This window comes from Pseudomonas sp. S1_E05 (genome assembly GCF_056337105.1).
In genome coordinates this window covers 4,160,471-4,176,005 of the sequence record NZ_JBFRHM010000001.1, presented here as the reverse complement: position 1 = coordinate 4,176,005, position 15,535 = coordinate 4,160,471, and the positions used below count along the sequence as shown (strand labels likewise).

The 15,535-nt window shown below is 60.7% G+C and carries 10 protein-coding genes and 2 tRNA genes; 8 read left to right on the top strand and 4 right to left on the bottom strand.

The features are described 5' to 3' along the window. The 6 genes from hflX (at position 1) to AB4N33_RS19215 (ending at position 8,388) form a co-directional block, all read left to right on the top strand. Complete coding sequence (gene hflX, locus AB4N33_RS19240) at positions 1-1,302, top strand: ribosome rescue GTPase HflX (RefSeq protein WP_460118594.1); 1,302 nt, start codon at positions 1-3, stop codon at positions 1,300-1,302. A gap of 96 nt (positions 1,303-1,398) precedes the next feature. Further along, entirely contained in the window at positions 1,399-2,574 is a 1,176-nt protein-coding gene (gene hflK, locus AB4N33_RS19235) for an FtsH protease activity modulator HflK (protein WP_460118592.1), read from the top strand. After that, entirely contained in the window at positions 2,574-3,443 is an 870-nt protein-coding gene (hflC, locus tag AB4N33_RS19230) for a protease modulator HflC (protein ID WP_093227195.1), read from the top strand. The genes hflK and hflC overlap by 1 nt, the downstream gene beginning before the upstream one ends. A gap of 313 nt (positions 3,444-3,756) precedes the next feature. After that, entirely contained in the window at positions 3,757-4,944 is a 1,188-nt protein-coding gene (locus AB4N33_RS19225) for an ATP phosphoribosyltransferase regulatory subunit (RefSeq protein WP_460118589.1), read from the top strand. Between the two features lie 54 nt (positions 4,945-4,998). Further along, complete coding sequence (locus tag AB4N33_RS19220; RefSeq protein WP_460118587.1) at positions 4,999-6,291, top strand: adenylosuccinate synthase; 1,293 nt, start codon at positions 4,999-5,001, stop codon at positions 6,289-6,291. A gap of 162 nt (positions 6,292-6,453) precedes the next feature. Then, the gene (locus tag AB4N33_RS19215; protein WP_460118585.1) at positions 6,454-8,388 is read left to right on the top strand and encodes a methyl-accepting chemotaxis protein; all 1,935 of its coding nucleotides are present in this window, start codon (positions 6,454-6,456) and stop codon (positions 8,386-8,388) included. A gap of 94 nt (positions 8,389-8,482) precedes the next feature. On the opposite strand, the gene AB4N33_RS19210 is transcribed toward AB4N33_RS19215, so the two are convergent. The 4 genes from AB4N33_RS19210 to AB4N33_RS19195 form a co-directional block, all read right to left on the bottom strand. Further along, on the bottom strand, positions 8,483-10,048 hold the full coding sequence (locus tag AB4N33_RS19210; RefSeq protein WP_460118583.1) for an ABC transporter permease: 1,566 nt from the start codon (positions 10,046-10,048) through the stop codon (positions 8,483-8,485). Then, positions 10,048-11,058 (bottom strand): extracellular solute-binding protein, encoded by a 1,011-nt coding sequence (locus AB4N33_RS19205; RefSeq protein WP_476458022.1) that lies wholly within the window; start codon positions 11,056-11,058, stop codon positions 10,048-10,050. The genes AB4N33_RS19210 and AB4N33_RS19205 overlap by 1 nt, the downstream gene beginning before the upstream one ends. Before the next feature lie 308 nt (positions 11,059-11,366). Then, positions 11,367-11,453, bottom strand: a tRNA-Leu gene (locus AB4N33_RS19200). 166 nt (positions 11,454-11,619) lie between these two features. Then, positions 11,620-11,706, bottom strand: a tRNA-Leu gene (locus AB4N33_RS19195). Between the two features lie 227 nt (positions 11,707-11,933). Between AB4N33_RS19195 and rnr the strand changes: the two genes are divergently transcribed. Next, positions 11,934-14,534, top strand: coding sequence for a ribonuclease R (gene rnr, locus AB4N33_RS19190; protein WP_476458021.1), 2,601 nt, complete (start codon positions 11,934-11,936; stop codon positions 14,532-14,534). Then, a complete protein-coding gene (gene rlmB, locus AB4N33_RS19185) occupies positions 14,531-15,277 on the top strand; it encodes a 23S rRNA (guanosine(2251)-2'-O)-methyltransferase RlmB (RefSeq protein WP_460118577.1) in 747 nt (248 codons plus the stop codon). The genes rnr and rlmB overlap by 4 nt, the downstream gene beginning before the upstream one ends. Positions 15,278-15,535 lie beyond the last annotated feature (258 nt).

Below are 15,535 nucleotides of genomic sequence, written 5' to 3'. Positions count from 1 at the left end.
TTGTTCTTTGAGCGCCACGGTGGTGGGGAGCGAGCCATTCTCGTTCACTTGGATGGTCAGGACCCTGAGGCGCGCGAAGATCCGCAGGAGTTTCAGGAGTTGGCGGCATCGGCTGGCGCCGAGACCGCGGCGTTTTTCAACGTGCCGCGTAATCGGCCAACCGCCAAATACCTGATTGGCAGCGGCAAGGTCGAGGAGTTGCGCGACCTGGTCAAAGCCGAACAGGTAGAACTGGTTATTTTCAATCACATCCTCACGCCCAGTCAGGAACGTAACCTCGAACGTGTTTTCGAGTGTCGCGTGATCGACCGCACGGGTCTGATTCTCGATATCTTCGCCCAACGCGCCCGTACCCATGAAGGCAAGCTCCAGGTTGAACTGGCCCAGCTTGAGCACATGAGCACGCGCCTGGTTCGTGGCTGGACTCACCTTGAGCGGCAGAAGGGCGGTATCGGCCTGCGCGGTCCGGGTGAAACACAGCTGGAAACCGACCGGCGCCTGTTGCGGGTTCGCCTGCGGCAGATCAAGGGGCGCCTGGAAAAGGTTCGCAGCCAGCGCGAGCAGTCTCGGCGTGGGCGCAAGCGCGCGGAAATTCCGACGGTTTCACTGGTGGGTTATACCAACGCCGGCAAATCGACGCTGTTCAACTCGGTGACCGATTCCGAAGTGTTTGCCGCGGACCAGCTCTTCGCCACCCTCGACCCGACACTGCGCCGCCTCGAACTCGACGACCTCGGCCCCATCGTGCTGGCCGATACCGTGGGGTTCATCCGTCACCTGCCGCACAAACTGGTCGAGGCATTTCGGGCTACGCTCGAGGAGTCGAGTAACTCCGACCTGCTGCTGCACGTGATCGACGCCCATGAACCCGAGCGTATGGCCCAGATTGAACAGGTCATGGTAGTGCTCGGGGAGATCGGGGCGCAGGACTTGCCGATCCTCGAGGTATACAACAAACTCGATTTGCTCGAGGGCGTGGAGCCGCAGATCCAGCGCGATGCCGATGGCAAGCCGCAGCGGGTCTGGTTGTCGGCCAGGGACGGTACAGGTCTGGACTTGCTCAAGCAGGCCGTGGCCGAATTGCTCGGCGATGATTTGTTCGTGGGCACCTTGCGCTTGCCGCAACGTTTTGCTCGACTGCGTGCGCAGTTTTTTGAAATCGGTGCTGTACAGAAAGAAGAGCATGACGAAGAAGGCATCTGCCTGCTGGCCGTTCGTTTGCCACGCGTCGAGTTGAATCGACTGGTGAGCCGCGAAGGCATGCAACCGATGGAATTCATCGAGCAACACACTTTGCAATAAAAGCCTGAGAAAGCGGTTGTGCCGCAGGGACAGGCATTCTGTAGCATTGGTCGGCGCGCCGTGGGTGCGTCTTTGCTTTATCAGATGGAGAGCGCTATGGCTTGGAATGAGCCGGGTGGCAACTCGAATAATCAGGATCCTTGGGGTGGCAAGCGCCGCAATAACGGCGACCGCAAGGGGCCACCAGATCTCGACGAGGCCTTCCGAAAGCTGCAGGAAAGCCTGAACGGGTTGTTCGGTGGTGGTAAAAAACGCGGTGATGACGGCGGTGGTTCCGGCAAGAGTGGCGGCTTTGGCGGCATACTCGGCATCGGCCTGGTCGTGCTGGCGGCCGTCTGGCTGTACAGCGCCGTTTATGTCGTCGACGAGCAGGAGCAAGCCGTGGTGCTGCGCTTCGGCAAGTACTACGAAACGGTTGGCCCGGGCCTGAACATCTATTTCCCGCCGATCGACAAGAAGTACATGGAAAACGTCACGCGTGAGCGTGCGTACACCAAGCAGGGCCAGATGCTCACCGAAGACGAGAACATCGTCGAAGTGCCGCTGACCGTGCAGTACAAGATCAGCAACCTGCAGGACTTCGTGCTGAGCGTCGATCAGCCGGAAATCAGCCTGCAGCACGCGACTGACAGCGCCTTGCGCCACGTGGTGGGTTCCACTGCGATGGACCAGGTGTTGACCGAAGGTCGTGAATTGATGGCGAGCGAAATCAAGGAGCGTCTGCAACGCTTCATGGATACCTATCGCACCGGTATCACCGTTACCCAGGTCAACGTACAGAGCGCAGCGGCACCGCGTGAAGTGCAGGAAGCCTTCGATGACGTGATCCGTGCCCGTGAAGACGAGCAGCGTTCGCGTAACCAGGCGGAAACCTATGCCAACGGCGTCGTGCCGGAAGCCCGTGGTCAGGCCCAGCGCATCCTTGAAGACGCCAATGGCTACCGTGACGAAACCGTCTCGCGTGCCAAGGGTGAGGCTGACCGCTTCACCAAGCTGGTGGCCGAGTACCGCAAGGCGCCTGAGGTTACACGTCAGCGTCTGTACCTGGACACCATGCAGGAAGTCTTCAGCAGTACCAGCAAGGTACTCGTGACCGGCAACAAGAACGGCCAGAGCAACCTGCTTTACCTGCCGCTGGACAAGATGATCGACAGCAGTGGTCGCAGCACCAACGCACCGGTCAACAGTGCGGCAGCGACCAGCAATGAAGCAAATGCGCGTGCCGCAGCTGATCTGCAGCAACAGCAGGCACGTACCAGGGAGAGTCGCTGATGAGCAATAAATCGCTGATCGCCCTTATTGTTGGCGTCGTTGTGGCGATCGCTGCCTGGAACTGCTTCTACATCGTGGCTCAGACCGAGCGCGCGGTGTTGCTGCAGTTCGGACGCGTGGTTCAGGCTGATGTCCAGCCGGGGCTGCATGTGAAAGTGCCTTACGTTAACCAGGTGCGCAAGTTCGACGCTCGCCTGATGACGCTGGATGCACCGACACAGCGCTTCCTGACCCTGGAAAAGAAAGCCGTGATGGTCGATGCCTACGCCAAGTGGCGTGTGAAGGACGCCGAGCGTTTCTACACCGCGACTTCCGGCCTCAAGCAGATCGCCGACGAGCGTCTGTCCCGTCGTCTGGAGTCGGGCCTGCGTGACCAGTTCGGTAAGCGCACCCTGCACGAAGTGGTATCCGGTGAGCGTGATGCGCTCATGGCGGACATCACCTCTTCGCTGAACAAGATGGCCGAAAAGGAACTGGGTATCGAAGTGGTCGACGTTCGCGTCAAGACCATCGACCTGCCCAAGGAAGTGAACCGCAGCGTGTTCGAGCGTATGAGCACCGAGCGTGAGCGTGAAGCTCGCGAGCACCGCGCCAAGGGTAACGAGCTGGCAGAAGGCATCCGTGCCGACGCCGATCGTCAACGCCGCGTGCTGCTGGCTGAAGCCTATCGTGAATCGGAAGAGATTCGCGGTGACGGCGATGCCCAGGCCGCAGCGATCTATTCCAAGGCCTACGGCCAGGACCAGGAGTTCTACGCGTTCTACCGTAGCCTGCGCGCCTACCGTGAAAGCTTCGCGAACAAATCCGACGTCATGGTCCTGGACCCAAGCAGCGACTTCTTCCACTACCTGGAAAAAGCCAAGCCTTGATACGGCGTTGACCGAAATCGCCCCCGCCGGGCGGCTAAAACCTTCGGCGGGGTGATCCTTTGGGAAAACGTGTGTATGATGCGGCAGCCGGGAAATTCCCGGCTTTTTTGCGTCTGCACGTTTGATTGCTGTTTTTTTGCAGATGTCCGGGCCCGTTGGCTCGACAGGTTTTACGAGGAAAGTGTTTGGCGAAGCCCGAATTCAGGCTTTTCGCTTCGTTGCTCTTGCGCGTGTTTTCGCAGGGCCAGGCATTTTCTGCTTCACTCAAGGCTCGCCCCAAGGCTTGCCGCCCGGATCATAGGGGAATGGCGTAATGGCAACGGTAGACCGCTGGCTGCTGCCAGATGGCATCGAAGAAGTACTGCCACCGGAGGCGGCGCGCATAGAAGTCGCGCGTCGCCAGGTGTTGGATCTGTTCCAGAGCTGGGGTTACGAGTTTGTCGTGACTCCCCATATCGAGTACCTGGAATCCCTGCTGACCGGCGCGGGCCAGGACCTGGATCTGCGTACCTTCAAGGTCATCGACCCGCAATCGGGTCGGCAGATGGGTTTCCGGGCGGATATCACGCCGCAGGTGGCGCGCATCGATGCGCACACCTTGCGTCGCGAAGGCCCCAATCGCCTGTGCTATGCCGGTAGCGTGCTGCACGCCCAGCCGCGCGCCTTGTCATCCTCGCGCAGCCCGATCCAGTTGGGTGCCGAGTTGTACGGCGATGCCAGCCCGAGCAGTGACGTCGAAGTCATCAGCCTGATGCTCGCCATGCTGCAACTGGCCGATGTGCCGGACGTGCACATGGACCTCGGGCATGTTGGCATCTACCGCGGCCTGGCCCGTGCGGCAGGCCTGTCCGGTGAAGTCGAGCAGCAGTTGTTCGATGCGTTGCAACGCAAGGCCATCGACGAGGTCATTACCTTGACCGAAGGCCTGCCGGCAGAACTGTCCGACATGCTGCGCGCGCTGGTTGACCTGTGTGGCGGCCGTGAAGTGCTGGTGGCGGCTCGTGAGCGCCTCGCCAAGGCGCCGGCACCCGTGCTGGCGGCGTTGGACGATTTGCTGGCGATAGCCGAGCGCCTGTCCAGCCGTTTCCCGGATCTGCCGCTGTATTTCGACCTGGGCGAGTTGCGCGGTTATCACTACCACACCGGTGTGGTGTTCGCCGTGTTCGTACCGGGTGTTGGCCAGTCCATTGCCCAGGGTGGTCGTTACGACGACATCGGTGCCGACTTCGGTCGTGCCCGTCCGGCAACCGGCTTCTCCACCGATTTGAAAACCCTGGTGACCCTGGGGCGTGCTGAGATCGAGCTACCGTCTGGCGGTATCTGGATGCCTGACAGTACGGATGCGGCACTCTGGCAGCAGGTTTGCCAGTTGCGCAGTGAGGGTCAGCGTGTTGTCCAGGCGTTGCCTGGGCAGCCTTTGGCCGCCGCCCGTGAAGCGGACTGCGACCGGCAATTGATTCAGCAGAACGGGCTTTGGCAAGTATCGCCACTGGCCTCTTGAGTTTTCCTGCCGGCCGCCGCCGGCACCAAGTTTGCGCGAATGAGGACAAGTGTTATGGGTAAGAATGTCGTAGTCCTGGGCACCCAGTGGGGTGATGAGGGCAAAGGCAAGATCGTTGATCTGCTGACCGAACATGCTGCCGCCGTAGTGCGCTACCAGGGTGGCCACAACGCGGGTCACACGCTGGTGATCGACGGTGAGAAAACCGTCTTGCACCTGATCCCGTCGGGCGTACTGCGCGAAGGCGTACAGTGCCTGATCGGTAACGGCGTGGTGGTTGCGCCCGACGCTCTGATGCGGGAAATCACCAAGCTGGAAGAGAAGGGTGTGCCGGTGCGTGATCGCCTGCGCATCAGCCCTTCCTGCCCGCTGATCCTGTCCTATCACGTGGCGCTGGACCAGGCCCGCGAAAAGGCTCGTGGCGAGATGAAGATCGGCACCACCGGTCGCGGCATCGGCCCGGCATACGAAGACAAGGTTGCACGTCGTGGCCTGCGCATCGGTGATCTGTTCCACCGCGAGCGTTTCGCCGCCAAGCTGGGCGAGTTGCTGGACTACCACAACTTTGTCCTGGTCAATTACTACAAAGAGCCGGCCATCGACTTCCAGAAAACCCTGGATGAGTGCATGGAATACGCCGAGTTGCTCAAACCGATGATGCTCGACGTCACCGCCGAGCTGCACGAGCTGCGTCGCGCGGGCAAGGACATCATGTTCGAGGGCGCCCAGGGTTCCCTTCTGGACATCGACCACGGTACCTACCCGTATGTCACCAGCTCCAACACCACCGCCGGCGGTATCGCCACCGGTTCCGGTGTGGGGCCGCGCTTCATCGACTACATCCTGGGTATCACCAAGGCCTACACCACTCGTGTCGGTTCAGGTCCGTTCCCGACCGAGCTGTTCGATGACATCGGTGCATTCCTGGCCAAGCGTGGCCACGAATTCGGTGCAACCACCGGTCGCGCCCGTCGTTGCGGCTGGTTCGATGCCGTCATCCTGCGTCGCGCCATCGACGTCAACAGCATCTCGGGCCTGTGCCTGACCAAGCTGGACGTACTGGACGGCCTGGAAACCATCAACATCTGCATTGGCTACAAGAACCAGGACGGTGCGGTGATTGACGCTCCGACCGACGCCGACAGCTACATCGGCCTGGAGCCTGTGTACGAACAGATGCCAGGCTGGACCGAATCGACCCTCGGCGCCAAGACCCTGGAAGAGCTGCCGCAAGCCGCTCGCAACTACATCAAGCGCATCGAAGAACTGGTCGGCGCGCCGATCGACATTATTTCGACGGGCCCGGACCGCAACGAAACCATCGTTCTGCGTCATCCGTTCGCTTAATGAGTCGTTGATGTAAAAGACAAAGGGCCCTTATTTGGGCCCTTTGTCGTATCTGTCTGTAGGACGGCACGACCTTTGCTCTGAATTTGAAAAAGCTCAATAAAAAAAGGATGGCTGCCTCCGTGCCATCAATTTAATGGCGTCAAAGCAGAGGGATTACCTGTGTCGGCCGTTCTTTCCCTGTTACAAAGCCGTCTTTTGCGGCCTGTGTTCGTTACCCTTGGTATCGCTCTTTTGGTGCAAGTGCTGGTTGCGGTCGCCCTGACACGCAGCACGGTGACTGCGCTGGAGGCCGATCTGGGCGTTCGCCTGGGCGCCGACAGCCAAAAACTGTCCACCGAGCTCGAGCAGGCGGGACGCGAAGTCACGTCGAGCCTCGACAGCCTTTCCGCCAGTACGCGCCAGCGGCTCACTGCCGGCTTGTCTTCGCGTCTTGAAGAGGAGCAATCGCAGCTGCGGGCGACCCTGGAAAAAGACCTGAAGGACTCCGCCAGTGATATGGCGCAGCTCCTGGCCTCGGTCGCGCCCCGCGCCATGTGGGACAACGACGTGCCGACCCTGTCCGAATTCGCCCGTCGCGCCCAGCGCAATCCCAACGTGCTGTTCGTCGTCTATGACGATGCGACCGGCCAGCACCTGACGCGCTACCTCAATCGCGAAAATCCGATCAACAAGGCACTGCTGGAAAAAGGCCAGGGCGAACGTGCCCTGGACAAGGTGCTGGATGCAGCGAAAAACGATCCGTCGGTCTACTACGTTGAAGCGTCCATCAACCCCAATGGCGTGGAAATCGGCAAGGTGCTGATGGGGGTCTCCACCGCTTCGGTGGAAACGGATCTGGCGGCGCTGGATAAACGCTTCGAAGCGCTGATTGCCAACAGCGATCAACTGGTGGGCGACAGCCTCAAGGGCGCGGCGGCCGACAGTGCCACCGCCATGCGCGCACGGCTGGCTTCCGCTCAGTCCACTGCTGCGGACATGAAAGCCAATACCACCGAAACCGTGCAGGAAGCGGCAGCGACCTTGCGCTGGCGCATTGGCATGGGCCTGGCCTTGGTGGGGTGCGGCGTGTTGCTGCTGCTGGCCGTCGTGCTCGGTCGTCGGGTGGTCAATCGGTTGAAGATGCTGATCATCGCCATGGACGACCTGGCGGCCGGCGAGGGCGACTTGACCAAGCGCGTGCAGATCAACAGCAAGGACGAGATCGGCGACATGGCGTCGGCGGTCAATCGCTTTGTGGATAAGTTGCAGCCCATCGTGCGTGAAGCGGGCGATGTCGCCCAGCGCACGGGCGTCGAGATCGGCGCCATGACCTTGCGCAACGCCGGTGCCGATGCGGCGGCCGGTATGCAGCGCGACGAGGTGGCCGAGAGCCTGCGCGCGTTGTCGCAAATGGCCGATGAGGCGCAGTCCGAAAGTCATGCCATGCAGGCGGCCTTGCAGCAGGTGGTGGAGATTCGTTCGGCCACCGACGAAAATACCCGCACCTCGGCGAAAGTCGGCGGCCTGATCGAGGCGCTGGCCGAGCAAGTCGATACCGGCGCCAAGGTGATTGAGCGACTGGCGCAGCAGAGTGAGCAGATTGAAGTGGTGCTGACCGTGATCCACGGCATCGCCGAGCAAACCAACCTGCTGGCGCTGAACGCGGCCATCGAGGCGGCGCGCGCCGGTGAAACCGGTCGTGGCTTCGCCGTGGTGGCGGATGAAGTGCGGGCGTTGGCGAGCAAAACCCAAAGCTCCACCGGTGACATCCAGGCGCACATCGTCGCCTTGCAGCAAGGTGCGCGGGAGGCTGTTGCTGCGATTGGCCAGGCCGGGCGCCAAGCCAGCGAAGGTCTGCTGGTGTTGCGTGACAGCGCGCGCCTGCAACAAACGGTGCAGGTGTCGGTCGAGCAGGTGCACGCGGCGATTGGCCTGGCCACGCAGGCCGCGGCGCATCAGGCGCAGGGTGCGCAGGCTGTACGCGGGCGCGTGGAAACCATTCATGCCCAGGCCGAGAAAGCGGCTCAGGCAGTGGTAGAGACGACCGAGAGCGGCAAGGTGCTCGATGGGTTGGCAGCGCAGCTCAAGGCCAGCCTGGGGCAGTTCAGGGCTTGATGTGTAGTCTGTAAGGCCGCCATCGCGGGCAAGCCCGCTCCTACAGTTTGGAATGCGATTTCCTGTAGGAGCGGGCTTGCCCGCGATAGCGGTATCAGCGGTTCAGATACATCCGCGTCGTCAACAGATAAACCGGCAACCCCGACACCACAATCAACAGCGCCGCATAAGGCGCTGCCGCTGCAAACTCCACATTCGCCGTGTGCGCCCAAACCTCTGTTGCCAAAGTGTTGAGCCCCGTGGGGCTTAGCAGCAGGGTCGCCGTCAATTCCTTCATCGCGTCCAGGAACACCAGCGCAAACGCCGCCCCTAGTGCCGGGAAGATGATCGGCAAGGTGATGCGGCAAAATGCGCTGAACGATGATGCGCCCAAGGTGCGGGCGGCTTCTTCCAGTTGCGGCGCGGCCTTGTTCAGTGCTGTGCGAATCGGCGCCTGTGCCAGCGGCAAGAACAGCAGAGCATACGCAATCAGCAGCAATGCCGAGGTCTGATACAGCACCGGCACGTAATGCAGGGCGAAATACACCAGGGTCAGGGCAATCACCAGTCCCGGCAGCGCATGCAACAGATAAGGCAGGCGCTCAGCCCAGATGGCCAGTCGACCCTTGTGGCGCACCACCAGCAGTCCCACTGGCACCGCCAGCACCAGGCACAGCGCGGCGCCGCCCAGAGACAGCGCGAGTGACGACAGGAGCGCCTCGGTGATCGCGGCCACGGGAAACGCCGCCGAGGAACCCACCATCAACCAATACGCCAGCATGCCCAGGGGAATGCCGCTGCCGATGATCGCCAGCGCCAGGCAGTAAAGTTGCCCGGCGACAGCCCAGTGCCCAAGCCGAACCTGCTCTGCACGTCGTGCCGCCCCCTGGCCGGTGCGCACGTGGCGGCCCTTGCCACGCATCCGTAGCTCGAGCCACAACAGCATCAGGCACAGCGCCAGCAGTACTGCGGACAGCATTGCCGCGTTGGCATTGCTGAACTCCAGCTCGAACTGCTGATAGATCGCCGTGGTAAAGGTTTGCAGGCCGATGATCGACAGCGCACCGAACTCCACAAGCATGTGCAGTGCGATGAGCAGCGAGCCGGCCAGCAGGGATGGCCAGAGCAGCGGCAGGGTGATCTTGAAGAACACGCCCCAGCGGTTCTGACCCAATGTGCGCGCGGATTCTTCCAGGGATGGGTCGAGATTACGCAGCGTGGCCGCTACCGGCAGGAAGATCAGTGGGTATTTGGACAGGGTCATCACCAGGATGGCGCCGCCCAGGCCTTCGAAATGCGCGCTCAGGGAAACCCAGGTAAAGCTGCTGACAAACGCCGGCACGGCGAACGGCAGGCAGAGGATCACCCCCCACAGTCGCCGTCCCGGCAAATTGCTGCGCTCCAGCAGCCAGGCCAGCGAAAGGCCGATGATGCCGCAGGCCACCGTCACGCCCGCCATCAATGCCAGCGTATTGCGCAACAGGCCGAACACATAAGGTCGCCACAACAGGTGCAGTGCCTCGGCCCAGCCGGCCTGCCAGGTTTTCAGGCCGACATAGACCAGCGGCAACAGGCTCAGTAGCACCAGCAACAGCACTGGCAGCAGCAACCAGATCGACGGCCGCTTGCGCCGTGGCACATGACCCCCGCGCGCGGCGGGGGCAGATAACGATGCGCTCATCAGTTCAAGCCAACGTCGCGTTCCAGGTCCAGGGCTTCTTCAGCGTTGCCGAGGTCGGCCGGCGTGACGTTGGGGGCTTGCAGCTCGCTGAAGGGCTTGAGGCCGCGATCCGACTCCATGCCTTTGTGCAGCGGGTACTCGGCGGTGGTCTGGGTGATCACGCGCTGGCCTTCTTCGCTAGCCATGTAGGCGAGCAACTGCTGGGCTTCTTTGGGATGCTTGCTGGATTTCAGGACGGCCGCGCTGGAAACGGTGATCAGCCCGCCGACGTCGCCGCCGGTGAAATAATGCAGTTTCGAATCAAGCTGGCCTTTTTCACGCTGCAGGGCGAACCAGTAATAGTTGTTCACCAGGACAGTGGCGACTTCACCGTTTTCCACGGCCTTGAGTGCGACCATGTTGTTGCTGTACGTCTTGCCGAAGGCGCGCAGCCCAGTCAGCCATTCCTCGGCCGCGTCCATGCCGTGCACCTTGATGATGGCGACGGCCTGTTCCTGGAACGCGCCGCTGGTAGGCACGAAGCCAACCTTGCCTTGCCATTTCGGGTCGGAAAATTCCATTACCGACTTGGGGAGGTCTTTTTCATCGATCAGTTTAGGGTTGAAGGCCACCACACGAACCCGCGCGGTCACGCCGATCCAGGTGCCATTGCTTGCGACGTAGTCTTTGGGCAGGACGGCGAGGGTGGTGGCGTCGGTCTGGGCCAGCAGGCCCTGCTCGCCGAGTTTGTTCAGTGGGGGAGATTCTTCGGTGTAGATCACGTCGGCGGGAGAGCGATCGCCTTCTTCGACGACCTGGCTGGCCAGTTGGTTGCTGCTGCCCTTGCGCACATTGACGTGAATCCCGGTCTTGGCCTCGAACGCCTTGGCGACGGCGTCGCCGACTTCCTTGTGTTGGCCGTTATAGAGGGTCAGGGAAACCGGGTCGGCAGCCTGGGTGAGGGGAGTGGCGAGTGTCAGGCCGAGCAGGGTGAAGGTCAGGCCGCGGCGCAGGGTATTTCGAAACATCATTCGCAGGGTTCCTCACTGTCGCATTGCAAAAACTTGCAACAATGATAAACGATATTGTTTCTCATGTGCGCCTTGCGGGTTGGTATTGCCTTTGGTATGGACCTGGGGCTGAAACCTGTAGGAGCGAGCATGCTCGCGATGGTCGTCAACGATTGCGCTGGCTGCCTGACACTCAACGGTGTCTGGGCGACCATCGCGAGCATGCTCGCTCCTACAGGGGGTATGGAATTTCAGGGGGGGGCAGAAACGCAAAAACCCGCTTTCGCGGGTTTTTGTGAAATTCAGAATCGTGATCCTGAATTTGAAATTGGTGCCCAGAAGAAGACTCGAACTTCCACGACCGTAAGGTCACCAGCACCTGAAGCTGGCGTGTCTACCAATTTCACCATCTGGGCATTCATCGCGAGCGTTGCCGCTGTTGATGTGGCGCACTATACGGAGAGCTTTTTGATCTGTAAACCCCTGATTTGGTTTTAATAAATCAAATGCTTAGAATGCAAAAACCCGCTTTCGCGGGTTTTTGTGGGAGCCTTGAAATTGATCTAATCTCAAGCTCGAAATTGGTGCCCAGAAGAAGACTCGAACTTCCACGACCGTAAGGTCACCAGCACCTGAAGCTGGCGTGTCTACCAATTTCACCATCTGGGCAGTATCGGCAGCGCTAGTGCGTCGTCGATGGCGCGCACTATACGGAGCGTCTTTTTAACTGTAAACCCCTGCCTTCAAAAAAACATGAAAAATGTTACCGACGGCATTTTTACCAGCTCTGCGGTGTCCATAAAGGGGCTTTAGGCGAGTCGATGCAGTCCGAAATTTCCCGTTTCATTACGCCTATGCCAAACTAACGCGTATATAGACAAGGTGAAAACTCTCTAATGGCCGATTGGCAGTCCCTCGATCCCGAGGCCGCTCGTGAAGCGGAAAAATATGAAAACCCTATTCCTAGCCGCGAACTGATCCTTCAGCACCTTGCTGATCGAGGTTCGCCTGCTAACCGCGAGCAGTTGGTCGAAGAGTTCGGCCTGGTCACCGAAGACCAGATCGAAGCGCTGCGCCGGCGGCTGCGCGCGATGGAGCGCGATGCTCAACTCATTTATACCCGTCGTGGCACTTATGCGCCGGTGGACAAGCTCGACTTGATCCTGGGCCGCATCAGCGGTCACCGCGATGGTTTCGGCTTCCTGGTGCCGGACGACGGCAGTGACGATTTGTTCATGAGCCCCGCGCAAATGCGCCTGGTGTTCGATGGTGACCGTGCATTGGCCCGTGTGTCTGGCCTGGATCGTCGCGGTCGTCGTGAAGGCATGATCGTCGAAGTCGTGTCCCGTGCTCACGAAACCATCGTCGGTCGTTACTTCGAAGAAGGCGGTATCGGCTTCGTGGTGGCGGACAATCCGAAGATCCAGCAGGAAGTGCTGGTGACACCGGGTCGCAACGCCAACGCCGACATCGGTCAGTTCGTCGAAGTGAAGATCACCCACTGGCCGACGCCACGCTTCCAGCCCCAGGGCGATGTCATTGAAGTCGTGGGCAACTACATGGCGCCGGGTATGGAGATCGACATTGCTCTGCGCACCTACGATATTCCGCACGTCTGGCCCGATGCAGTACTCAAGGAAGCCGCCAAGCTCAAGCCGGAAGTCGAAGAAAAGGATAAAGAGAAGCGCATCGACCTGCGCCATCTGCCGTTCGTCACCATCGACGGTGAAGATGCCCGCGACTTCGATGACGCGGTGTATTGCGAGGCCCGCCCGGGCAAGCTGCGCCTGTTCTCCGGTGGCTGGAAGCTGTACGTGGCGATTGCCGACGTCTCCAGCTACGTGAAGCTCGGTTCGGCGCTGGATGCCGAGGCCCAGGTTCGCGGTAACTCGGTGTACTTCCCCGAGCGCGTGATTCCGATGTTGCCCGAGCAGTTGTCCAACGGCCTGTGCTCGCTGAACCCGATGGTCGACCGGTTGGCCATGGTTTGCGAGATGACCATCTCGAAAACCGGTGAGATGACCGATTACTGCTTCTATGAAGCGGTCATTCACTCTCATGCACGCCTGACCTACAACAAGGTCAGCGCCATGCTCGAAACGCCCAAAGCCGCCGAGGCGCGCAAGCTGCGTGGTGAATACACCGATATCGTGCCGCATCTCAAGCAGCTTTATGCGCTGTACAAGGTGTTGCTGGCTGCCCGCCATGTGCGTGGCGCGATCGATTTTGAAACCCAGGAAACCCGGATCATCTTCGGTTCCGAGCGCAAGATCGCGGAAATTCGCCCGACCGTGCGCAACGACGCGCACAAGCTGATCGAGGAATGCATGCTGGCCGCCAACGTGGCCACCGCCGAATTCCTGCAGAAGCACGAAATCCCTGCGCTGTACCGCGTTCACGACGGTCCGCCGCCTGAGCGCCTGGAAAAGCTGCGTACCTTCCTGGGTGAGTTGGGCCTGTCCCTGCACAAAGGCAAGGACGGTCCATCGCCCAAGGATTATCAGGCGTTGCTGGCCGGCATCAAGGATCGTCCGGACTTCCACCTGATCCAGACCGTGATGCTGCGTTCGCTGAGCCAGGCGGTGTACACCTCCGATAACCAGGGCCACTTCGGCCTGAATTACGAGGCCTACACCCACTTCACTTCGCCGATTCGTCGCTACCCGGACCTGCTCACGCATCGGGCGATCCGCAGCGTCATTCACTCCAAGCAGAACACCCCGCACGTTCGTCGGGCCGGTGCGATGAGCATTCCCAAGGCTCGCATCTACCCTTACGACGAGGCGGCGCTGGAGCAGTTGGGCGAACAGTGCTCGATGAACGAGCGTCGCGCCGACGAAGCGACTCGTGACGTGGTGAACTGGCTCAAGTGCGAGTTCATGAAAGACCGCGTGGGCGAGTCGTTCCCGGGCGTGATCACTGCGGTGACCGGGTTTGGCCTGTTCGTCGAACTGACCGACATCTACGTCGAAGGTTTGGTGCATGTCACGGCGTTGCCGGGTGATTACTACCACTTCGATCCTGTGCACCATCGCCTCGCGGGTGAACGCACCGGTCGCAGCTTCCGCCTGGGCGATACCGTCGAAGTGCGCGTGATGCGCGTTGATCTCGACGAGCGCAAGATCGACTTCGAGATGGCTGAGAAAACCATCAGCGCGCCGATCGGTCGCAAGAAGCGCGGGTCCGACACGGCTGCGCCAGCTTCCACCAAGGCGTCTGAGCCGGCTGCGGCAAAAACCGGTCGTCGCACTGCCAAGGAAAAACCTGCCGAGGCCTACCGCTCGAGCGATGCCGCGGCGAAGAACGCCGAGGTGCGCAAAAGCCGCGAGATGAAAAAGGCGTTGCTGTCCGAAGCGAAAAGCGGTGGCAAGTCCTCGCGTTCCACCTCGGACAAGGCGCCTGCGAGCAAAACGAGCAAACACCGTAAAGGCCCGCCAAAAGCGGGTTCCGCTCCAGCCAAAAGTGGCGGGGCGCGTAAACCGAAGGCGAAGTCATGAGTCAGTTGGAAAAAATCTACGGCGTGCATGCCGTAGAAGCGTTGCTGCGTCATCACCCAAAGCGCGTCAAGCAGATCTGGCTGGCCGAAGGCCGCAGTGAGCCGCGCTTGCAAAACCTGATTGCACTCGCTGGCGAAAACCGCGTGCCGGTCGGCAATGCCGAGCGTCGCGAGCTGGATGCCTGGGTTGAGGGTGTGCATCAGGGCGTGGTGGCGGAAGTGAGTCCCAGCCAGGTCTGGGGCGAAGCGATGCTCGACGAACTGCTCGATCGTACCGACGGTGCGCCGCTGCTGCTGGTGCTCGACGGTGTGACGGATCCGCACAATCTGGGCGCTTGCCTGCGTTCGGCCGATGCCGCCGGTGCGCTGGCGGTGATCGTGCCCAAGGACAAGTCGGCTACCCTGACCCCGACAGTGCGCAAGGTCGCCTGCGGCGCGGCGGAAGTGATTCCACTGGTCGCCGTGACCAATCTGGCGCGCAGCCTGGAAAAACTCAAGCAGCGTGGCTTGTGGGTCGTGGGTACGGCGGGTGAAGCCGAGCAGAGCCTGTATCAGCAGGACATGACCGGTCCGACCATCCTTATCATGGGCGCTGAAGGCAGCGGCATGCGTCGCCTGACCCGCGACCTGTGCGATTACCTGGTGCACTTGCCGATGAGCGGCAGCGTCAGCAGCCTCAACGTCTCCGTGGCGACCGGGGTCTGCCTGTTCGAAGCGCAACGCCAGCGCGCTGCGCGCAAGTAGTGAGCTTTGAGCTGCAAGCCTCAAGTTACAGGCAATCTGCTTGAGGCTTGAGGCTTGAGGCTTGAGGCTTGAGGCTTGTAGCTTGTAGCTTGTAGCTTGTAGCTTGTAGCTTGTAGCTTGTAGCTTGTAGCTTGCAGCTTGCATCTATTGTTCAAATAATCACCAATTGCCTTGCACCTCCCCCCTCCCTTCTCTACAATTGCGCCCCTTGCTGTGACGGCAGGCACGCATGTGTCTCCCGCAAGCAAGTCCATAAGT

Excerpts from the sequence above, each read along its gene's own strand:
- hflK (WP_460118592.1), top strand. The coding sequence starts at position 1,399 with ATGGCTTGGAATGAGCCGGGTGGCAACTCGAATAATCAGGATCCTTGG.
- AB4N33_RS19210 (WP_460118583.1), bottom strand. The coding sequence starts at position 10,048 with ATGAGCGCATCGTTATCTGCCCCCGCCGCGCGCGGGGGTCATGTGCCA.
- rnr (WP_476458021.1), top strand. The coding sequence starts at position 11,934 with ATGGCCGATTGGCAGTCCCTCGATCCCGAGGCCGCTCGTGAAGCGGAA.
- rlmB (WP_460118577.1), top strand. The coding sequence starts at position 14,531 with ATGAGTCAGTTGGAAAAAATCTACGGCGTGCATGCCGTAGAAGCGTTG.
- hflC (WP_093227195.1), top strand. The coding sequence starts at position 2,574 with ATGAGCAATAAATCGCTGATCGCCCTTATTGTTGGCGTCGTTGTGGCG.
- AB4N33_RS19205 (WP_476458022.1), bottom strand. The coding sequence starts at position 11,058 with ATGATGTTTCGAAATACCCTGCGCCGCGGCCTGACCTTCACCCTGCTC.
- AB4N33_RS19225 (WP_460118589.1), top strand. The coding sequence starts at position 3,757 with ATGGCAACGGTAGACCGCTGGCTGCTGCCAGATGGCATCGAAGAAGTA.
- AB4N33_RS19220 (WP_460118587.1), top strand. The coding sequence starts at position 4,999 with ATGGGTAAGAATGTCGTAGTCCTGGGCACCCAGTGGGGTGATGAGGGC.